Source organism: Shouchella oshimensis, assembly GCF_002019765.1.
GTDB classification, from domain to species: domain Bacteria; phylum Bacillota; class Bacilli; order Bacillales; family Bacillaceae_D; genus Shouchella; species Shouchella oshimensis.
Genome location: NZ_KV917380.1, coordinates 762522 through 784326 on the forward strand (window position 1 = coordinate 762522; position 21805 = coordinate 784326).

Sequence of the window (21805 nt, forward strand, 5' to 3'; positions counted from 1 at the left end):
TTCATTCGTAAATAGGGAAGCAAAAAACCGATTTTTCTTAATTAATCTGACTAGAAGACATAGTAATGTTCGTTTATGGTCAAAAGAGCAGCCTATCTTATTTTCTTCTATAAGAAATTTTCATGTTGGGAAATGACTTCAAAAAAATTGACAGTTTTAAAGAAAGGGACAAATAATTTATTTTTTCAGTGGAAAAATAAATTAAAAACCCTCACTAACTAGAAATAAAGACGTGTGTCAGAAAAAATAGAGCGCTTACATGTGAGTATCAATGATTGTTTTTAAATGAACCACCATTTTCCCAACAAAGATCATGCGAAATGAGCGCTTATTCGACATTTATCACCTAAATTTCGACAAAAACAATTTTAAAATGAGGGTTGGTCAGTTGAGTACAGTAACGTACTAAAGAAAAAAGGATAGATGCAAGGAGTGTACTGCTAAATATATCCCAATACGATCTTATCGAAGCCTATGCTAGAATAAATATAACGAAAAGCTAATGCAGAATGTTTTTCGAACGAACGAATCATTTGTCATCCCCCCTTATTGGAATGCTCTGGAGATACCAGAGTATTTTTTATGGAAAAATCCCTCCAACAAATGAAGGGATTATGGCTGATCCAAGACCTCTTTTGCGCGCGTCTTCTTTCTGCGTATCCCTCTCATTGTCAAGCCAACCCCAATAACGACTGAACTATAGGCAGTGATTATACGCCAAAATAACATACTTAAAATCAATTTTTCTTCATCCATAAACGAACGAAAGACGGCTGAGAACGTCATTTCAGCTGCGCCGCTTCCTCCGGGTGTTGGAATAATAGACGCAAACATCATCACAAACGAATGAAAAGTAGAGCTAGTAAAAAGAGAGAGACGGATAGAAAATGCTTGAAACACAAAATAGGGAATGATGAAAAAAAAGCCTAGTTGCATGAATGTATAGAGCATTCCTATCATAAGGGCTTGTTTATGATGGATGAAATAGAGACTTTGTAGATGAAACTGCTCTAAAAATTGATCTAATTTTTGCTGCCACACATGTGCCGTTTCTTTTTTCACCCATCCAACAGGCTTAAGAAGCAACTCGCCTAACACTCTTGCTGTTCGTTGGTGAAATAGCACAAGGGTTAACCCAATTATGATACTTGCATGAACAATATAGCCAATAACAATAAAATACCCCATGCTTGGTAAAGTAGAAAACAGGCTTTTATAGCCAAAACTTAAAAACAGAGTAAAGCTCAAGACAAGCCCAATCTGAAATAATAAAAACTTCATTAATAATAGAGAGGTAGCGCTCCCGCTGTGATGACCTCGCTTTACTAATACATACAGTTGTGCAGGTTGCCCCCCAGTTGCAAGAGGCGTTATTTGGTTAAAGAACTGACCGATTAACGTTGTATGCATAGCTGTTTTGAAGGATAGTGCTTGCTTATTAGATGCTGACAGCCAAATAAGGCTCAATGCTTCAAATAGCCAGCTTAGACCCATACATAAAAACGCAAGTAGAAGCCAAATGCTATTCATATTTTGAAGTCCTACTAACAAAACCGACCGATCAATATTTTTTGCAAGTAACCAGACCGACAGAATACTAATAAACAAAACAATGCTGAGCTGAATAGCTTGTTTTTTAGGCATGAGAGGAGGAGGCAACTACTCCGTGTACATCTCTGTAAAACTGGTTCCAAACAGTTGTTAATCGTTCTTCGGAATAGACATAAGCTCCTTTTTTAGATAAGTTCCGCGCGTGTTGGTAATAGTGGTTATCTTCTCGAAGTCGGTCTATTTGTTCAATAAAGCTCTTGTTAGAGTCACCGGTAACATAGTAGTCAAATAAGATGTCTTCATATAATGCTAAATCTCTTAATAAAAGAGGCTTTTCGCAGCTCATTGCCTCTAAAATCGTCATCGGAAAAAGTTCATTGTAAGATGGCGAGAAAAATAAATTACAAGCATTGTAATACGCTTGCATGCTTTCTCTAGGTACAATTCCTGGAAAATGGACGTTGGTAGGTGGCTGATCGACATAGGCTTTTAATTCGTGGTATCCAGCTGTTAACTTACCGAATGAAAAGCCGCCTGCCCAAATAAAGTGAATGTCTGGTCGTTGGCTTGCTACATCTAGAAAATCTTTTACTCCTTTTCGATGTTGGATTTGACCTGCCCCTAAAACGACGAATGCATCTTCGGGTATCCCAAGTTCAGTTCGAACGGTGCTTTTTTTACTCGCAGAAAAAGAGCTTCTAGAAACGAAATTAGGAATGTAGTGAATTTTGTTTTGATCCAATCCTAAAGCTACTAATTTTGGTATAAAACTTGGATTCACCACAATCAAATCATCCATTCTTTTGTAGAATGACACCATGTAATGATAAAAAAGAGCGCGTATCGGTTTAGGCAATGAAAGGCTTTCGTCTACTGTTTCAGGTAGAAAATGAACATAGCCAACTTTAACCCCGGTTCTCTTGAAGAACGTGGTTAAGAAAAAGCGAAAATCAATCGTATGATAATGCGTAATATCAGAACGTCGAAATCGATTAATTGCTAGATCGTAACTTTGCTCCGTTTGGGATTGGAGGAGGTTAATCAACTCTCGATACGCCGAGGCAACTCCTTGCCCTTTCACTTTCTCTGCCGATGATAGCATAGTCACTTTCATTATGATGACCTCCTCATTCGATATAACGCTGATATCGCTTTCTTATCAGTAGATTGCTGCAATGTGTTGGCGAATAAATGGGTGCGGTAAATCGCTTCGATTTTTTTACCAAATGCTTTGGCAGAAATCGATTCAACAAATTGACCACTCTTCAGTTGAACAGCTACCCGCTCACCTTTTTGTTGAAAGATTTTGTCTAGCAATGGAGCTAGGTCATCGTCATTTTCAAAGATGTAGCCTGTTTCGTTGTGCACAATCGCCTGTTGAATACTTGGATCTGCTTTGGCGACAACAACACATCCTGCTGCCATTGCTTCAAAATAGGTTAAACCTTGAGCCTCAGTAGTGGATGCACTAACGAAAAGGTCACAGAGTTGATAATAAATATGAACCTCTTCCCAACAAACTGCACCAACGAATTGAACATCATCTTCAATAGCGAGAGTCTTTGTCAGCTTCTTTAGGGATGTCTTATGCGGACCATCACCAACCAAAAGGAGTTTAATGGGTGAATGGCACTTTTTTGAATGATGAACAGCATGGAGTAAAGCGTCTATATTCTTCTCTTCTGCCAAACGACCAACGGAGACGATGACCCGATCTTCGGGCAAGATATTCAGTTTTTTACGAAGAATAGCAGCTTGAAACATGGATTCCTCCGTTCGTTTAAACCTGTCGACATTAATCCCCGTAGGAATAACCCCAATAGGAGATTGGACGTTGTATCCATGTAACGTTCGCTTTACTTTACTCGTTGGTGCAATGACACGATCCGCTTTGTGACAAAACCATTTTGTCATCCAACCGACCATTTTAGGCGTTAACAGCTTTCCTCTAGCAACGTAATGTAAGTAATCCTCATACATCGTGTGATAAGTGTGTAAGAAAGGAAGCTTATGTTTGTGAGCAATGTATTTTCCTAAATAGCCCATTGTAAATTCGGTTTGGGTATGAATAAGGTCAATGTCATAGCGTTTAATAAGCTTTGATGCTTTTCTTATTCCACGGTAAGCAAGATGTCTCTCTGGAATAATGGTGGATGATACACTTGGAAAACGGAAGACTTTCCCAGATTCTGTTTCTATGTTTGCTTGTTTATCTTCAGAAGTAAAGATGAAGACGTTATGACCACGAGCCGTTAATTCAAGATCAAGTGTTGCAATAGAAGTAGCAACGCCACTAATTTGTGGAAAATAAGTGTCAGTAAAAATTCCAATATTCACAGTAACCCCTCCTGTCTTTAATGATGATTATGAATAAAAGCAAGGCGAATTCATGCTGGCTAAACGAAAGTAGAAGAATGTATTTAATTATACGAGGTTTCTTACAAGTAAATGGGTATTGGCTTATTTCTTTAGAAAAACTTAAGAAATAGAGTCAATTTGTTCGTTCGTTACTAACGTTATCACGATGATCATGCAGCTGAACCGAGCGGAAGAATGAATGTGCATACGACTCTAGCCGTATTTTTCTAAAGAATAGGAAGGAATCTAGGACTATAAAAGATGTTTTCTCCCATTTTTTCACTTCATTCACAACAGAATTATAGATCTTTTTTACCTTATTACATGTTTTACAAAAATATTAGTGATTTCGACAATATTGGTCGTCATTTTTTGCTACTCTTAAAGAGTCTACGGACAAGTGTTAAGTATCGATTTCATTGAGGAGGAACATCAAGGATGGAGAAATGGAAAAAGTGGGTAGGTGCTAGTCTCGTCGCATTGACTCTCCCGTTTAGTGTAAATGGAGAGGCGAAAGCAGAAGAAAAAGCACTGAATATTTTTCATACGAATGATATTCATGCATCGTTTGAAGAATACGGAAAAGTGTCTGCTTATGTAAAAGAGAAGCGAGATCAGCTTGAACATGTGTTATTTGTTGATGCAGGTGACTTTGCAAGTGGTAACCCTGTTGTTGATTTAAATTTTGGAAAACCGATGGTAGATGTTTTTAACCTAGCAGGTCTTGATGCATTTACGATTGGCAATCATGAATTTGACTACGGACAAACTTATTTACAAGAAAATATGGAAGATTCCTTATTTCCATGGCTTGGTGCAAATATGAGTACAGGGGACACAGGTGTAGAAAATCCTGAACCTTATACAATCATTGATGTGGATGGCATAGCAGTCGGTATTCTTGGTATTACACAAGCGCCACCTGCCACGGCTCCAGCGAATGTAATCGGCATGACGTTTGATCAAGACTATGTGGGAACAGCTCTTTCCTATCAGGATGAGCTAGAGGAGCAGGCAGATGTGATTGTCGCATTAACACATATTGGTCATGATCAAGATCGTCGCTTAGCAGAAGCGGTAGACTATTTTGATGTTATTATCGGTGGACATTCCCATACAACGTTACGTCAACCTGTTGTTGTGAACGGCACACCGATCGTACAAACTGGATCGAATTTAGCCAATCTTGGTGAGCTTACGCTTACTTACAATGATGAGACCGAAGACGTGACGAATGTAACGGGTAGCTTAACGGCAGTATCTTCTATGACAAGCATTGATGAAGAGGTTCAAGCTGTAATTGATGGCTACGTTGAAGAAATGGAAGACGTGTTAGGCAAGGTCGTTGGCTATAGCGATACAGGGTTAACGAGAGATGGACGTTTTAATGGCGATGCTCCTTTAGGAAATTTCTGGACTGATGCCATGCGTGACTTTGCTGATGCAGATGTAGCGTTAACGAATAACGGGGGATTACGAGACAGTATTTCTCCGGGAGAAGTTACATTGAATGATCTGTATTCCATTGAACCATTTGCTAACGAGATAATGGTTATAGAGATGACAGGTGCAGCGATTGAAGAGGTCATTGCGTTTTCTTATTCTAGAGACAATCGAAATCAAATAGATCTTCAAACATCTGGCTTGCACTATGAGATTATTACAGGAACAACAGGAAATTACTTAGACGTAAACTTAACAATAGGCGGACAAGCCGTTGATGAGAACGAGACTTACATGGTTGCTGTTGCTGATTATATTGGAACAGGTGGTTCTGGGTATCAGTTTGAAGGTGAAGTGATTCACGAGACAGTTGGCTTAATGACAGCAGCGATGGAGCAGTACGCTCTTCGTTTAACCGACGCTGGTGAAAAATTGAATTACTATAGAGAAGGACGTATAGCCATTAAAGTAGATCCTTCTGGACCAAACCCAGGTGACATTATTGGTTCTACTGAAACGGGTCTCTATTCTGCTAATAAAAGTACACAAGATGTTGGTATCGGAAATCTATACACAGATGCCATTCGAGCAAAAACAGGAAGCGACATTGGGCTTTTAAATCGAAGTTCAATTACAGGAGAAATTCCTCCTGGAAGTATAACGGATCGCCAAATTGAAGCATTAGATTCGTTTGGCAATGCCATTGTTGTTGTGGAAACAACAGGTGAACGGATAATGGAAGTGTTAGTAGAACAATCCCGTTATCACAATGGTGTGGATCTACAAGCTTCAGGTTTAACATATACACTTATACCGGATGGAAATCGTTATGAACTAGCAAATGTGAACGTGCACGGAGAGCCGATAGAGTCTCAAGAGACGTATACGGTTGCATATAATGACTACATGCATGGGACGAACTTTTATCAATTAGGAACTGTGCTGGACGATTCTTATGGGCCAGTATGGCAAGCTGTTGTTGATTATGTAATGGATCAAACAGAGCCGATTAATTATGAAGAAGGAAGCAGAATTACGATAGAAGGTTCAGAGCCAGGTGATCCGACTGGTACGAGAACGGTAGCTGAAGCAATTGGAAACAATAGCGGAGTCTACCCTGTAAAAGGATACATTATCGGATCAATTGTAAACCAGCGTCCTGTGATTGGTGAAGGAACTCATGCTGCATCGAATCTGTTACTGGCGGATTCACCGAATGAAACCGATCGTAGTAAGATGCTGCCTGTACAGCTTGTGAATGGTACAGCAGTGAGAAACGGGTTAAATTTAGAAAGTAATCCAACAAATCTAGGTAAAGCAGTACGTATCACTGGTTCTTTGGAAGCTTATTTTTCTACTCCTGGTATGAGAGCGCCTAGTACGTATGAATGGATAGAAGAGGAAGGCCCTGTAGAACCTGAACCGCCAGTTTGTTCGTTTGACGAATGGAGTGGCAGCCAAGTGTATACGGCAGGGGATCGTGTTGAGTACAATGGTGACTTTTATGAAGCAAAATGGTGGACGCAAGGAGAAAATCCAAGCCAATCTGGTCAGTGGGATGTATGGAAAAAAGTAGCTGATTGCTATGAGGTTCCTGAAGGTCCTCAAGAATGGATCAAAGACCAAATTTATGTTGCCGGTGATCAAGTTCTTGTAGAAGGACAGCTTTATGAAGCGAAGTGGTGGACACAAGGAGAAGACCCAAGACGTTCCGGGCAATGGGATGTATGGAAAAAAGTAACCGAATAATAAAAAACAGAGATATGGATTTCCATATCTCTGTTTTTTTGTACTAAAATGCATGATTAAAAAAAAGCAACGGTGGAATATCAAAAGAAAGAAGAGAGGATCAAGAGGAGGAGACAGCAGTGGCCAAAAAAGAAATTGAAGAAAAAATCATCGCAGAATTAGAAAAAGTAGAGACTGTATCAAGCGTTAAATTTGAGAAAAGTCTCGATGGATTTAATGGGTACCCAGCTCACGTTATTGGCGATGTCATGATGGACCTGAAGCAGAAAGGTGTTATTGATAAAGTTGGAACCCTTGGTATTGCAGATGATGAGATTAAACTGAATAAGCAGTACAAATCAAATTAGAGCTAGGCTACAGTAAGGACCAAACCTTACTGTAGCTTTTTTATTGGATAAACGAGCCAGTCTTATCGCACACTAGCTATAAAAAAGGAGCGTTTATGGCTAAACAAAAGAAGTTAAAAGCAAAAGGGGGTCTTGCTTGGTGGCAACTCTCTCTTCTTGGAATTGGGTGTACAATTGGAACAGGCTATTTTCTAGGTTCGAGTATTGGAATCTCTTTAGCAGGTCCTGCTATCGTCGCTTCGTTTTTACTTGCTGCTGTTGGCACATACTTTGTTTTTATTGCACTGGCTCAAATGACCGCTAACGATCCTCAGGAAGGTTCATTTAGTGTTTATGCAGAAAAAGCGTTTGGTGAAAAACTTGGATTTGCCTCTGGTTGGAATTATTGGGTGTCAAATATATTAATCATAGGGAGTCAACTTACAGCTTTATCAATCTTATCGCAATTTTGGTTTGAAAGTACGCCACTTTGGGTGTTTGCATCGCTCTATTCTAGTTTAGGGATCTTTGTTGTCATTTTAGGGACAAAAGGGTTTGACTCTGTTGAAAACGTACTATCAGTTATTAAAGTAGCAGCAATCTTCATGTTCGTGGTGTTAGGGATACTGGCAGTTTTCCACCTAATTAATCATACAGGTCAAGAGCCAATGTTACCATCGAATGTACAGGAATGGTTTCCCCGCGGTTTTCCCGGCTTCTGGGGATCGCTCATATATGCCTTTTATGCATTTGGGGGAATTGAAGTCATTGGTCTAATGGCCATGCAATTAAAGAAAAAGGAAGAGGCACCCAAAGCAGGTAAAGTGTTGCTCATTGGCGTTACCGTCTTGTATACACTCTCTTTAGGGTTCGCAATAAGTCTCGTCCCCTATACTGCATTTAATGACTCCGAGAGCCCCTTCGTAACAGCTATGTCAGCGTACGGATTAGCCTTCTTTCCACATGTATTTAATGGTGCAATCATTATCGCTGGTTTTTCCGCAATGACAGCGTCGTTGTTTGGAGTAACGACATTATTAGCTCAGTTGGCCAAGCAGAAACACGCACCGTCTTTCTTTCAAAAGCGTGTCTCGTTTCATGATTTACCGTTCTATTCGCTGCTACTTGCCACTTGTGGATTAATCTTCGCTGTAGTTGCCGCATTGCTGTTGCCAGGGCGTTTATTTGAATACATTACAACGGCAGCTGGCATTTTAATTTTAGTTAATTGGATGATTATTTTACTGTCTAATTGGCGTTTACTTCAGCCTACGCTTTGGCGAATCTGTGGGCATATTATTGGATTCCTGCTCATGCTTTTCGCGATTACAGGAATCGCTTTAGAAGAAACAGGTAGACCCGGTTTGTATGTGAGTCTAGCATTTCTTTTTGCCATCATCGTAGTGACGTTTATTGTAAAGAAAAAACGTTATAAGCCAAAAGTGTGGAATGGTTATCCCCGTAAATAACAGTTGGCAATAGACGTTCAAGAGATAAGCGTGAATCCTGTCTGAAAGGCAAACGATGAAGAATAAGAATGAGAATGATTTAAAGGCTTTTAGCATCTATGGCTAGAAGTCTTTTGAAGTCCATTTTTATAGAGGTGAAATAATGAACGACATGATTCTAAAAGAAGCGAACGCCACCATTTATTTTGATCGCTCCAATTATTTACGAGAGCAAACAACTGACCCAAAAAAGATGGAAGCGGCAATCAGTTATTTAAAAGACTATGTTGAGGATCGAGACCATGGTTTGCTCGGGTATTTTTACCGCATACTCGGAAAGACAGAACAAGCATCATACCACTATCAGCTCTGTCTAAAAAAAAGCTGAACAAAAAGGAAATAATCAAGCTTTACTAATCAATTCAATACGATATGGAGACGTTCTTAAGTACGCAAACTTACATGATGAACGCTCGTATGGTTTGAAAAAGCATCTGAATTGGCTCGTCAATTAAGTATGAATGAATATGATGATTTTATTCTACAACACAAGGGTAAATGTTTGTGGGAAATGAAAAAAATAAGAAAGGCCCAATGGTGTTTTGAGGAGGCTTATGCATTAAGAGTACGAAAAAAGGATGAAGCGCTCATTCAATCAACGAAACAGGCTTTAAATCTATTGACCAAACTTTAGTGTCACAAAGTATAAACCATCGTGTAAAACACCAAGTTATAGCTTTGTCTCGACAAAATCTAAAGACATTCGTACATTTCGTTTGATTTTCAGCATATGCCTTTCTCTTTTCTCTAATAAGTGAATAAAGTATTTAATAATAGCGAAAGGAGATTGGTATGAATATCATTCAAGACTTTATCCCTGCTTCTAATGGAAATCGACCTGGTTATGCGTTAACTCCAACCTATATTACGATTCATGAAACAGCTAATACTAGTGCCGGAGCCGATGCTGCAATGCACGCTAGATATGTGAAAAACCCTACTACGGCAGTAAGTTGGCATTTTACAGTTGATGATGGGCAAACGATTTACCAACACTTACCGTTAAATGAAAACGGTTGGCACGCAGGTGATGGTGGTAGTGGAACTGGAAACCGTCAGTCAATTGGCATTGAAATTTGTGTAAACCGGGATGGTGACTTCCAACAAGCCATGCGAAATGCTGCACAATTAACTCGCCAATTAATGGATCAGTTTCAGGTTCCTCTTGATCGTGTTGTGGCACACCAACATTGGAGTGGAAAACGTTGCCCGGCGAATATTATCAATGCAGGTGGAATTGAAACGTTTCGTACACTCATTCCTTCTTCAAGCACGATCCCAGTAGAAGAAGAAAACAATGCACCTGCCCCAACACCACCTCCATCAAACGGAAGTGGAAATCAAACAACAGGAAGTATCGTTACCTATTTAAACAGTATTGGAGTGGATTCGAGTTTCGATAACCGAGCTCGTTTAGCACGTCAGAATGGTATCCAAAACTATACAGGAACAGCGGCAGAAAATACTCGACTACTTGTGCTACTTAGAGATGGACAAGAGTCTAGCGGAAGTACGCCAACTCCGTCACCGGCTTCACCACCATCGAGTGGGAGCGGAAATCAAACAACAGGAAGTATCGTCACCTATTTAAATAGTATTGGAGAAGATTCAAGTTTTCAAAACCGAGCTCGTTTGGCCGTGCAGTATGGAATTACGAATTACCGTGGGACGTCTGAACAGAACACGCAACTGATATCACTACTTCGTGATCGTGATCATGCATCAAACCGACCACCTGCAGGCGGTGGAAATCAGACTACTGGAAGTATTGTCACGTATTTGAATAGTATTGGTGTTGACTCTAGTTACGATAATCGAGGGCGTTTAGCAAGAGAGAATGGCATTTCTAATTACACAGGAACGGCTGCTCAGAATACACAATTACTGCAACTTCTCAGAAGTGGTGGTCCGACAAAACCGAACACGAGACCAAAACCACGTCAAGGTGAAGGGATTGTGAATTATTTAAACAGAATTGGTGTGGATTCATCTTACTCAAATCGCTCCCGCTTAGCAGCACAATACGGAATTCGCAACTACCGAGGCACAGCAGCGCAGAATTCGGAATTGTTAGATCGTGTTTCAAGGTAAATGGTGCTTTGGCTTAAGAAGTCATTTGACTCTACTTAAGCCTTTTTTTGTTGTATAGGATCATTGTTTTTAACGGTTAAGAAGAGAGCAATGCTATAATAAGGAAATTAGCAGTTCATCGTCTAAAGGGAGGGTGTGCATAATGGAAAGAGTGTTGTCATCAGATTGTAGTCGATGCTTTGGTTTATGTTGTGTCGCATTGCCTTACGGCGAATCTGCTGATTTTCCAAAAGATAAACCAAGCGGTGTTCCTTGTGGAAATTTTTTTATTTAGCACAAACATTGGAAGTGGCAGAGGATAAGCATAAACATCCGCTTTCAACCTTACAGGATGAGTTGCTTGAACAAACAAGTCATTCACTATTCATTCGAAGCTTTACCATATCTGATTATCGTGATCGCGTGGGAATTCTTTTAGAAGAAGTGAGCCTTACTTATCGAAAAGCATATAGACAAAAACAGTTAAAATCGAATTATATTGGCATACGCATTAGTGGCTCGTTAGCAGGACAATCGCTTCGTGGAAAGTTGCTTATCGGTGCTAACGGAAACGATGCAAACTTTCATCGTGTTGATTTTCTTGGCGCAGATATGCGAGATACACAAGTAAAAAGAGCTGATTTATCAGATGCGCTTTTTTAAACACAGTCTCAATTAAATGCTGCGATAGGCGATAACGAAACGATCGTACCAAGCTATTTGGTAAGACCGAATCATTGGGTAGAGTAAAGCAAGCAGGAGGGATGAAATGGATAGGCAAGAAACGGCTGTAAATACGATTACGGAAAGTCTTAAAGCAGATAAGCGAGTGGAAGCGGTCTTTTTAAAGGGTTCGATGGGAAGGGGCGAACATGATGCGCATTCTGATGTTGATTTATATGTTCTTGTTCGAGAAGAAGATCAACAGGCATTTATGGAAGATCGGTTAAACCATTTATCGGCCTATAGAGAGCTGCTGTTTCATGAGGATCTCTTTATTATCGCGCCACAGATTATAGCGGTTTATGATGATCTCTTGCACGTGGATCTTTACACTGTAACAGAAAAATCATTTGTGACTAAAGACTTTTTTACGGTTGTCTATGATCCTAACGATCTTATGGATAAGTTTAAAATTAGCCAAACATTAGTGTTAACGGAACAAGAATTTTATGATGAAGCGTATGATGTTGCTTGGTTCTTGTTTCAATATTATAAAGCGAACCAAAGAGGGAGTCATGCTTGGGCAGCCCATCTGCTCAGTTATGTCCACGCACGATTGGCAAAAGTGTTGCTTCATCATTATGCGCCAGAACGAGGTCAGCTTGGTATAAAAGCTTTAGAACGGGATGCGCCAGTCACGATTGTAAAACCTTTTATTGAAGCGATGGACTGTTCCACACCAGAAGACCATCAAAAAGCAGTGGAGATTATGTTGTCCATCATGGAACAAGAATTGCCTTGGCTACATAACGAATTTGGATACAACAGTCAAGTCATCCGTTTTTGGGAGCGTATGATAAATGAATTAACATAAAAAAAACAGACTCGGATGTCCGAGTCTGTTTTTATAGAAAGAAGATTAACCTTCTTTAACTACGTTAGCAGCTTGAGGGCCACGTGCGCCATCTTCGATTTCGAAAGAAACTCTTTGACCTTCTTCTAACGTCTTGAAGCCTTCGCCAGTGATCGCTGAGAAGTGAACGAATACATCGTCGTTACCTTCGCGCTCGATGAAGCCGAATCCTTTTTCTGCGTTGAACCACTTAACTGTACCTGTTTCCATTGTTGTTGCCTCCTAGTGCGTTATTCGCACAATTGTATTCCTATCCTTGCTCAAAGCGAAACTCAAGACGAAAGACTTAAGCTATTACACGAACAAAAATAAGCAATCTTAATCTTACCAGATGGTTTCTGTTTTTGCAAGCCTTTTCGGTATTTTTATGAAAAAACCACCTTTCTATAATAAACCATTTACGATTAATTAACATTTACGTGTCTGGCATTACAAGCTTCTTTTTAGTGTGTTAGGATCATGTACAAACGGTTTTTTATGGAGGTTTCTCAAATGAATAAGTGGTTATTTAGTGGTATCACTGCTGCACTTCTTATGGCATCTGCTTGTAATAGTGAGGGTACCCTCGAAGAAGAAACAGAACAAGACACAAGTAATGAAAACGAAACGGAGTATGAAACGGTGTTAGAGGAGGAAGAGCGAGAAGAGGGAACATTTTCGATTTATGAACGCTTTACCGATGTTACAGCCAACGCAGATGGACCAGTTGAAATGACAATAAATCAAATTGATGTTGGTATGGCTGATTTAGAAGGTTTTGTTGCAGCAACAACAGGAGATGAAACGATTGACTATGTAGAAATGATGATAACAATAGAGAATTCTTCTGATGAGTCGATGTATGTCCCATATGGAGAAGCGAGTTTAAAAGCGAATACTGGGGAAGCGGTTGAAACAGCAAGTCTTGTATTGAGTGATGATATTGAGCCTCATTTTGAAGAGGGTGATACAAAGGAAGTTCGTTTGTTATTCCCACTCGAATCTATTCAAGGCGTAAATGAACTAACGTTAACTATGAATGGACCAAGCACCGATTTAGGTGGCGATCAACTATCGGAGGAGATCGAACTCTCTTTCAAGTTAGCAAGCTAAAATAGCCTATTGATGATGCCGTTATTTCTTTAAAAAGCCAAACGTTGAAGTACTCCCACCATGAGAGTACTTCAACGTTTTTTAATTGTCCCATTTATAGTCTAAATGCGTTAAAATCGTTCTCGCTATCACCATATGACCCACAGAGGAAGGATGGATACGATCTTGAGCAATTTCAATGTCGTCTAGTCCCTGCATTAACGGATCAAATGTTTGTTTTTGCAGGTCAATAAATGAGATGTTGCATGATTGGGCAACTGACTTTGTCAGCGTTCCGTAATGATCCATCATTTTTCGCATCGGGTCACCTTTTTCACTTTGAATATAAAAGGGTGACAATAGAAAAATCTTCTTAGCTGATGACTGCTGGACGAGATGGCGATAGGTTTCGATAAATTCGTCTGGGTATACATGTTCAGAAATAGTAGAAGGTTGGTCGAATTGACGCCAAACATCATTTATACCAATCATGATAAAGAGTAAATCCGGTTTAACGGATAAAACGTCCCTCTGCCAGCGCTCTTGTAAGTCGCGAATGGTGTTGCCACCAATGCCTTTATTGGATACTTTATAATGCTTACTAGGGTATGTTGCTTGTAAAAGGGCATAAATAAAAGAAACGTAGCCGTAACCTAATTGGTTAGAGTGATGTTCTTTTTCGCTTCGATAACACTCTGTAATCGAGTCACCAATAAAAAGAATGCGTTCGCTTTGGATAGCCGACATAAGTTCCCCTCACTTCTATTTTTTAGAATAATTTTAATAGAACGAAAGGTAAAACTCAATCATAGATCGTGAAAATAAGACTACTTAAGGTGAGATCGTGACAGGTGTTCCTATTGGAATTGTTGCGGCTAGTTGTGTTACGTCCTGATTGTACATTCGAATGCAGCCGTGAGAAACCGATCGCCCAATGGAAGACGGATCGTTTGTTCCATGAATTCCGTAATGTTGTTTTGATAAAGACATCCACATCACACCGAATGGACCTCCTGGATTTGGTGCTTTATTTACAATGACATAAGTGCCCGTGGGGGTTTGCGTGAGCATTTTACCTACTGCAATTGGATACTGTTGTACGAGTTGCCCATTGTGGTAAAGTGATAGCGTGTGCTGGTTTAAGGACACGTGTATGCTGTAAGAAATGGATTGTGGGTCTGGCAATGTAGGAATGTCGATTGTTTGCCCAATAAGAAGCTGACTAGAAGGGTGTAGTTGATTAGCTGTTAGTAACGTAGTAAGATCAATTCGAAAATCATTCGCTATCGTGTATAAAGTTTCTCCAGGTTGAACGATATGTGTATACAAAAAAGATCACCTCATTGAAACGTTTTAGTCAATGTATGTTGCTTATATGGAAAAGACGACAAATTAAATGAGGTGTAGATCTTTTTATTTAGACTTATGAAGAAGAAGCTTCTGTTAATATAGATGTAATAATATGCTTTGAGTCCCACTGACCGTAGGAAAAAAACGTGATGGGGTATGTTCGTGAAAATAAACGTCTTTGGATGTCTTTAGCAGTAAGACCTTGTTTATGTAACGTTAATACTCTTTCTTGAATTTCTTGCAAATACTGTAGTTTATTAAGGAGTTGAGTTCTTCCTCTTGGCAAATAGCCAGCATGACTACAAAAAACGTCGTCAAAATCAAATTGAAGAACCTTTTTTAAAGAATCAATAATTGTTGGAATGGATTCGCTTTTCATAACGACTTTTGTTTTTGTTTGCACGTATAAATCACCTGAAAAAAGTTGGCCTGTTGATTCATTTAAAAGTGACATATGATCATAAGAGTGACCTGGAGTAGGGATGCTTCGCCATTTAGACGTCCTACTTTCAAAGCTTTCTGGCATAGAAATGGGATTAAAAGATAGGCGGGTACCCCAATAAAAGCGTCGGTATAGCGGGTAGGAGCCTTTTCGTCTTGCTTCTGATCCCGAGCGATCACTTAAAAAGATTGGAACACCTTTTTCTTTTTCAAACCAAGATGCGCATCCAGTATGATCCTCATGTATATGGGTACAATACAGCCCATCGACTTTGTGTTTTTCCCAAAATGGCGTAAAGAGGGATTTAACAGAAGCGGCGGCGGCGTCAATGATAATGCCGTCTGTAGCGAAACTGATTGTGTTTAACTGTATCTGATGGAACGTTACGTTTCCTTCTGCTATATGGACATTGTTCCTAAATTGTTCGTTTATCCTTTTTTTAAACATGAAAAAAGACAACCCCACTTTTATAAAATCAAAAATGAACAATGATTCATTTTATAGTGGGATTATAGCCGAAATTACTCGATTTTACAAATACATAAAGATGAACGGAAAGAAAAAGCTACCGTAAAAAATGAAATGAGTGAAGAGGAGAGTTTTGAGCAACGATGCAATTTACTTACGAAACAATTAAAAGAGATTTTAGTGATTTTTCAAGTGGCCGTGTTCTCTATAATGCGCCAGGGTCAACAGGATTTCCGATACGCTTAACAAGCGAGATTTTCCAAATAAGCCGTTCCTATCTTCAAAGGCCCTCCCAGTTAAACGTGTATGACCCTTGTTGTGGTGGCGCGCATCTTCTTACTGGTATTGGATTCTTACATGGTGGTTCTATTCAAACGTTATATGGATCAGACAGTAATGAAACGATTATTGAAACAGGACAATCAAACCTCCGTTTACTTACGTATGAAGGGTTAGCACAACGGAAAAGAAAGCTCGAAAAGGATTACTTGCTATTTAACAAGAGTGCTCATGCAGAGGCACTTAAAAGTGTTGACCGTTTAAAAAGCTATTTGGACAAAACAGGAGAAGTAAAAGGAGAGATCTTTCAATTTAATATTGCCTCCAAAGATGTACCGAAGCTTGAAGAGATTCATATCGTTATGACCGACCTCCCTTATGGTGAGCTCGTTAGCTGGGATACAAATGTCCTCTCACCTGTAAAGCAGATGCTTCAAAATGTTTATAGTGTCTTAGCTCATGATGGCGTTGTGGCAGTTGTAAGCGACAAATTCACCTTGATTGAACACCCTTTATTTCGTCGTCTTAAAGTCCTGAAACATGGTAAGCGAAAGGTCACCCTTCTTCAAGCGATTGACCATGAAGGAGTTCAAAATTAAAAGGAAGCGAAGGCGGTTCGCTTCCTTTTTGAGGAGGTCCTTTAACATGAGTTTGCAAGATGGGTAGCATAGTCAAAAGCTCCAACATAACATAAAAGCGAGAAGGAATCTTTTTCAATAAAAAGAGGGGAATGATTTCAGGCTTTTCTATCATGTTAGACTTTCATCACGCTGGCAGTTTTGTTCATCCACGTGAGCAATAAGTCAAGCTCACAATAGCACTATATGTAAGGAGAAGACGCTTTGAGCAACCAAACACCTACTATTTCGAAAAATAAGACAAGCGCCTAAAACACTGATCATTTTAAGATAGAGTAGGTTTAAACTGGATAAGAGCAAAAAGTTCTTCAACATCTCGACTAAGTGTAAAGAATATAGATTGATTCTCTTCATTTATCAACATAACAGAGCTGGGATTACCCTTGTCATACACAAAGATTGCTTGCGTAACCGCTGCATGAAACCAGTAATTCTTCACGTAATAAGGTTTGTCAAACGTGACTTTCACTAAATACCCTGACGCGGGAAGGGGGTTAATGGCCGTTACTAGGCCGTCAATGGATTGAATCAATTGTTGAGCTGTATGCTGGGCTTGAGGGGTTCCCTCTGTTTGATAAACGACTTTTTCTTCGTCTATGGAAAAAACGTCTATCGGTGTTGCTGCCATAGCAACTGGCTGCCAAACCATATATATACATACGATTAATAAAAGTACACTTTTTATTTGAGAATGCATCTTTACCACCTCATTGTTTACTCTTTCCTATTCTATTAAGACTATGCGTCAATGTAGCTAAATAAAAAAAGCGATGTGGTTGACCACAATCGCTTTTGTTTATCGACTAATGAACATTTGCGTCCAGTAGTGACGATAAGAACCTCCTTCTGCGTACCCCACACCAATTTCAGTATAGGTTGGAGATAGAATATTTTGTCGATGTCCCGAGCTGTTCATCCATGATTGAAACACAGCTTGCGCGGATGTTTGGCCAGCAGCGATGTTTTCCCCAGAAGCACGGTATTGAATGCCGAAATCTCGAATCATTTGATGCGGACTTCCGTATGTAGGAGATGTGTGACTGAAATAGTTCTTATCTCGCATATCAGCTGATTTAAAACGAGCAACACGCGAAAGCTCCCAGTTTTCTTTTAAAGGTTGCAAACCATGCTTAGCGCGTTCTTCATTAACGAGACGAACGACTTCTTTTTCAATGGATTGTCCTTGTGATTGCTGACTAGGTAATTGAATCGTTTGACCTGGATGAATCACATTTGGATTGGAAAGCTGTGGATTCGCATCAATAATCTCTTGAACCCCCACTTGGTAGCGAACCGCAATTTTCCACATTGTATCACCAGATTGAACAGTGTGAGTAGACGCTGCTTTTGCTTCTGATGAAAAACCATAGACTAAAGTGACAGACAATAAAAGGGTTGTGAAAAAAGTAAGTAATGTTTTCATAAGCTTTACTATAAGGGGGGATAATAAGAAAAAAAAGAGGTGAGAGCTGGGTGATTATGAAAGAATGTGTATAAATGGAGAAGAAAGGATGTTTCGTTTCAGTTTCTTTACAATAGTGTAACATACGAATTATAAAAAGACGTCTAACGTCTGTTTTTACAAGATACTACCAGATTAAAGCTTATAGTCATAATAGTTAAATAATTATTTTCGCGCGCATGAATTAAGTTTTACCTTTAGTGAAAAAAGCTCAGGAAATACCCAAGCTTCTTGAGAAAAAACTATTCGTGTTTTTGTTGTTCAAACCATTTACATGTACCATCTGAAGATAGGCGAAGACCAAAGAGTTTCCCGCCAAACACAAGACCACCATCCATTCCGATTTTCGTAGCGCAAGGTGAGATCCAAGGTTGACTAATAGGTTCAGGATGAAGCATTTGGACTGGAGTATGTCCAAAAATAATAACTTTATTAGTAGGGTTTGTTTGAAAATGAAAGTCATCTCTTATCCAAAGAAAGTCATGTTCAGTATTTTGTTTCCAATTGGATAGGGTTGGATTAATTCCTGCATGAACAAATAAATAGTTACCCCACTCATAATAAAGGGGGAGATTTTTTAAAAAGTGAAGTGTTTGAGGGTACGCCTCTGCAACAGCACGACGTTCATCAATTTCTGTATCAGTACCTAGAAGTGAGTAGATGGTTTCTTTTCCTCCGTTACGTACGAAACGGTCTGATTGCCATTCGTTAAGCCAATCAATAAACATTAGCTCGTGATTTCCCTTTAACGCAATGGCATCATCTTTTTGAACAAGGTTTTGAATGAACTCAAGTACTTTTCGCGAGTCTTTTCCGCGATCAATATAATCACCTAAGAAAATGAGCTGCTCTTCAGTCTTGTCCCAATGCTGTAGCAATTCAATGAGTTCGTCAAAGCAACCGTGAATATCCCCCACCACAAATACATTCTTCAAATAGAACCCGTCCTTTTTCTTTTCATTATAGCAAAAATCATTTCGAACCATGTAGTTCTAAATGGGTTGTTAGCTAAAACGCTTTTCTTCTGCGGACCTTTGAAATAGCTAAGTAAAGCGCAATTCCTATTGCTGCACCTAAGCTATCAATAAGTACGTCAGTAGCTTGTCCGCTTCGACCAGGTATAAACAATTGATGAACTTCATCAGAAATAGCATAAAGAAAGCAACAAAGAAAGGCTACAATGGCTCGTTTGCCCAGTCTACCTTGATCACTATGATGAAGAGCAATCATAAAAAGCGCACCAAGAATAAGATAAGCGCTAAGGTGTGCGCCTTTTCTTACCAATGTATGAATCCATTCATTTGTAGACAAATCAACTAGAGGGATGAATGCTTGGATGAATTCAAGAACTCCACCGCTCAAATGGGAAGATTCGCTTCCAGGTTGATGAGAGAGGTAGAAAATGACAGCCATCCAAACAACGACAGCACACCAGCTACTAACTTTTTTCATAAAAAACACCTTTCAAGTAATTAAACGACAGGATGATAACAAACTTTGTCGGAGAAGCTCGCTTTGTTAATCTGTTCGACGGTATTCCCCAGGAAATAAATGAGCAATTTCTCGCAATAAACAATCATTTCGCCAAAACCTGAGAAATAGCTTTTTTCTTGTTAGAGAAGCTATTGTTTGTTGGACGAGCTTAGCGTTATGCGTCTAACTAGCGTTTCTTCCGATAGGTTGAGCCGTCATGATTTTTGCTCATAAACCTATAGTAAAGTAACTAACGTCTTCATGTAACATAAACATTACAGGTTTCTTGTAAGAACAACGTTACCTTCTTTTTCTGTATAAGGTCTGTCTAGTTCAAATCAGTTTCTTTTTTCTTTCCGTAGGAATTTAATTATTTTTCCATTTTAGATGGAAGTGGTGTTTTATTTGTTATACAAACAAAAAAACAAATGCTTATGCATTTGTCTTTTTTGTTTGAGCGGTTCTTTTAACGAGTAGGGCCAATATGACGGTCAGAATCGCTAAATAAAACCCGGTAGAAAAACTTTGTTGTGATCCATATGTTAAGGCTTCTACAACCTGACCCTCTGTCGCTTCAGCTGGTGTTGTCCCTTGGTCGTTTAAATAACTTTGCTGACCTGTCTCCATGACAGAAATAAAAAGCGCCGCACCAATAGCACCAGATACTTGCATGAGGGTGTTCATTATAGCTGTTCCATGAGGATACAGCTTCTCTGGGATTTGATTTAAGCCATTGGTTTGCGCAGGCATCATAATCATCGCTACAGCAACCATAAGAATCGCTTGCTGGACGATAACGATCCACACCGGTACACCAGGAACCGTAAACCGATACGTAAAGACAATTGTTGCTAAAATAATTGTTCCTGGTATTAATAATGGACGCGGTCCGAATTTGTCAAACAAGCGTCCCATGATAGGTGACATTGCCCCATTTAATAATCCACCTGGAAGCATAACAAGCCCTGCAATAATTGGCGTAAATGCTAAAGCTCCTTGCATATAAATGGGCATAACGAGCATCATCGCAAACATCGTCATCATGACCATCATCACCATAAGAAGACCAATGGTGAACATAGGGTACCGGAATACCCGTACATCTAATAACGGTGATTCAAGTTTAAGCTGTCGCAAGACAAAAATTCCTAAAGAAACAAACCCGACGATTAAAAAGGTAAATACAGCTGGGTCTGCAAAGCTCGCATCTCCTTTTCCTGCGGCACTAAAGCCGTAAACAACTCCTCCAAAACCGAGTGTCGATAGTAAAAATGAAAGAATATCTAGTTTGGGTTTTGATACTTCGGCTATGTTGGTTAACACCTTCATCCCAAATAAGAGAGAGCCTAATGCAATAGGAAGAATAATGAAAAATAACCAGCGCCAAGAGAGATTTTCTACGATGACACCTGATACTGTCGGGCCGATTGCCGGTGCAAACATGATCACCAAGCCAACCATACCCATTGAGGCACCACGTTTTTCGATTGGAATAACAGCTAAAATAATGTTAATAAGAAGTGGGATCATAATAGCTGTACCCACAGCTTGGGTTAAGCGCCCAATAAGTAAGAGAGGGAAGAAGGGGCTTAAACCAGCAATCAATGTTCCTGCAGAAAACAATGTCATTGCTGTAATAAATAATTGCCTTGTTGTAAACTGCTGCATAAAATAGGCGGATATAGGAATCAGCGTCCCAATGACAAGCATATATCCTGTCACAAGCCACTGGGCTGTACTAGATTGAATGCCAAAGTCAGCCATAATAGCATTTAATGCGACGTTAAGTATCGTCTCACTTAAAATGGCAACGAATGCACCTGAAAGAAGAACAGCAATAATAGGTATTGGGTTGATAGCTTGCTTGTTTGATTCATTTGCTGTACCAGAACCCTCAGTAACGCTTGCCATAATGATACCCCCTTAATGAAATAAATAGTTGAACCCTTTTGTTCAGCTAAATTAGCTTATCATCAACAATTACGAAACGCAACAGTTTCATAAATAATTGTCATGGGAATTTTTGAATGCTACACTAAGA

At 39.5% G+C, this 21805-nt stretch carries 20 protein-coding genes and 1 pseudogene; 9 read left to right on the forward strand and 12 right to left on the reverse strand.

The annotated features are described in order from the left end of the window. Nucleotides 1–612 precede the first annotated feature (612 nt). From BK583_RS03685 to BK583_RS03695, 3 genes are read right to left on the reverse strand one after another with little or no spacing between them, the layout of a single operon-like run. A complete protein-coding gene (locus BK583_RS03685) occupies nt 613–1644 on the reverse strand; it encodes a lysylphosphatidylglycerol synthase transmembrane domain-containing protein (RefSeq protein ID WP_055736808.1) in 1032 nt (343 codons plus the stop codon). Further along, entirely contained in the window at nt 1637–2668 is a 1032-nt protein-coding gene (locus BK583_RS03690) for a glycosyltransferase family 4 protein (RefSeq protein ID WP_055736809.1), read from the reverse strand. The genes BK583_RS03685 and BK583_RS03690 overlap by 8 nt, the downstream gene beginning before the upstream one ends. Further along, on the reverse strand, nt 2665–3888 hold the full coding sequence (locus BK583_RS03695; RefSeq protein WP_055736810.1) for a glycosyltransferase family 4 protein: 1224 nt from the start codon (nt 3886–3888) through the stop codon (nt 2665–2667). The genes BK583_RS03690 and BK583_RS03695 overlap by 4 nt, the downstream gene beginning before the upstream one ends. A 459-nt stretch (nt 3889–4347) precedes the next feature. On the opposite strand from BK583_RS03695, the gene BK583_RS03700 reads away from it, so the two are divergent. The 7 genes and pseudogenes from BK583_RS03700 to BK583_RS03735 all read left to right on the forward strand — a co-directional run bounded on the left by BK583_RS03700 (nt 4348) and on the right by BK583_RS03735 (nt 12542). Continuing rightward, on the forward strand, nt 4348–7101 hold the full coding sequence (locus BK583_RS03700) for a 5'-nucleotidase C-terminal domain-containing protein (protein WP_055736811.1): 2754 nt from the start codon (nt 4348–4350) through the stop codon (nt 7099–7101). A 119-nt stretch (nt 7102–7220) separates the two neighbouring features. Then, nucleotides 7221–7448 (forward strand): hypothetical protein, encoded by a 228-nt coding sequence (locus tag BK583_RS03705; RefSeq protein WP_055736812.1) that lies wholly within the window; start codon nt 7221–7223, stop codon nt 7446–7448. A 95-nt stretch (nt 7449–7543) separates the two neighbouring features. Continuing rightward, nucleotides 7544–8896 carry an amino acid permease gene (locus BK583_RS03710; protein ID WP_055736813.1) on the forward strand — a complete coding sequence of 451 codons (1353 nt, stop codon included), beginning with the start codon at nt 7544–7546 and terminating at the stop codon, nt 8894–8896. Nucleotides 8897–9038: 142 nt separating this feature from the next. Beyond that, nucleotides 9039–9263 carry a hypothetical protein gene (locus BK583_RS03715; protein ID WP_055736814.1) on the forward strand — a complete coding sequence of 75 codons (225 nt, stop codon included), beginning with the start codon at nt 9039–9041 and terminating at the stop codon, nt 9261–9263. A gap of 464 nt (nt 9264–9727) precedes the next feature. Then, nucleotides 9728–10249, forward strand: a pseudogene (locus tag BK583_RS21125) (peptidoglycan recognition protein family protein); the annotation flags it as partial. A 1029-nt stretch (nt 10250–11278) separates the two neighbouring features. After that, nucleotides 11279–11668, forward strand: coding sequence for a pentapeptide repeat-containing protein (locus BK583_RS21375; RefSeq protein ID WP_055736816.1), 390 nt, complete (start codon nt 11279–11281; stop codon nt 11666–11668). Between the two features lie 106 nt (nt 11669–11774). Then, nucleotides 11775–12542, forward strand: a complete 768-nt coding sequence (locus BK583_RS03735) for a nucleotidyltransferase domain-containing protein (protein ID WP_055736817.1) — start codon at nt 11775–11777, stop codon at nt 12540–12542. A 45-nt stretch (nt 12543–12587) separates the two neighbouring features. Here BK583_RS03735 and BK583_RS03740 read toward each other — a convergent pair whose 3' ends face one another. Next, nucleotides 12588–12791 carry a cold-shock protein gene (locus BK583_RS03740; RefSeq protein WP_035395033.1) on the reverse strand — a complete coding sequence of 68 codons (204 nt, stop codon included), beginning with the start codon at nt 12789–12791 and terminating at the stop codon, nt 12588–12590. Between the two features lie 282 nt (nt 12792–13073). On the opposite strand from BK583_RS03740, the gene BK583_RS03745 reads away from it, so the two are divergent. After that, nucleotides 13074–13673: a hypothetical protein gene (locus BK583_RS03745; protein WP_038483380.1), complete on the forward strand. Its 600-nt coding sequence runs from the start codon at nt 13074–13076 to the stop codon at nt 13671–13673. 81 nt (nt 13674–13754) lie between these two features. On the opposite strand, the gene BK583_RS03750 is transcribed toward BK583_RS03745, so the two are convergent. The 3 genes from BK583_RS03750 to BK583_RS03760 all read right to left on the reverse strand — a co-directional run bounded on the left by BK583_RS03750 (nt 13755) and on the right by BK583_RS03760 (nt 15891). Next, a complete protein-coding gene (locus tag BK583_RS03750) occupies nt 13755–14399 on the reverse strand; it encodes an SGNH/GDSL hydrolase family protein (protein ID WP_055736818.1) in 645 nt (214 codons plus the stop codon). Nucleotides 14400–14483: 84 nt separating this feature from the next. Continuing rightward, nucleotides 14484–14981: a L,D-transpeptidase family protein gene (locus BK583_RS03755; protein ID WP_055736819.1), complete on the reverse strand. Its 498-nt coding sequence runs from the start codon at nt 14979–14981 to the stop codon at nt 14484–14486. 94 nt (nt 14982–15075) lie between these two features. After that, a complete protein-coding gene (locus tag BK583_RS03760; RefSeq protein WP_055736820.1) occupies nt 15076–15891 on the reverse strand; it encodes an MBL fold metallo-hydrolase in 816 nt (271 codons plus the stop codon). A 164-nt stretch (nt 15892–16055) separates the two neighbouring features. Between BK583_RS03760 and BK583_RS03765 the strand changes: the two genes are divergently transcribed. Continuing rightward, nucleotides 16056–16790 carry a hypothetical protein gene (locus tag BK583_RS03765; protein ID WP_055736821.1) on the forward strand — a complete coding sequence of 245 codons (735 nt, stop codon included), beginning with the start codon at nt 16056–16058 and terminating at the stop codon, nt 16788–16790. Between the two features lie 304 nt (nt 16791–17094). Here BK583_RS03765 and BK583_RS03770 read toward each other — a convergent pair whose 3' ends face one another. The 5 genes from BK583_RS03770 to BK583_RS03790 all read right to left on the reverse strand — a co-directional run bounded on the left by BK583_RS03770 (nt 17095) and on the right by BK583_RS03790 (nt 21675). Continuing rightward, complete coding sequence (locus BK583_RS03770; protein WP_055736822.1) at nt 17095–17526, reverse strand: hypothetical protein; 432 nt, start codon at nt 17524–17526, stop codon at nt 17095–17097. Nucleotides 17527–17625: 99 nt separating this feature from the next. After that, nucleotides 17626–18252 carry a SafA/ExsA family spore coat assembly protein gene (safA, locus tag BK583_RS03775; RefSeq protein WP_038483363.1) on the reverse strand — a complete coding sequence of 209 codons (627 nt, stop codon included), beginning with the start codon at nt 18250–18252 and terminating at the stop codon, nt 17626–17628. Between the two features lie 281 nt (nt 18253–18533). Then, a complete protein-coding gene (locus BK583_RS03780; protein WP_055736823.1) occupies nt 18534–19226 on the reverse strand; it encodes a metallophosphoesterase family protein in 693 nt (230 codons plus the stop codon). A 73-nt stretch (nt 19227–19299) separates the two neighbouring features. Further along, nucleotides 19300–19743, reverse strand: a complete 444-nt coding sequence (locus BK583_RS03785) for a VanZ family protein (protein ID WP_055736824.1) — start codon at nt 19741–19743, stop codon at nt 19300–19302. Between the two features lie 453 nt (nt 19744–20196). After that, nucleotides 20197–21675, reverse strand: coding sequence for an MDR family MFS transporter (locus tag BK583_RS03790; RefSeq protein WP_078440031.1), 1479 nt, complete (start codon nt 21673–21675; stop codon nt 20197–20199). Between the last annotated feature and the right edge of the window lie 130 nt (nt 21676–21805).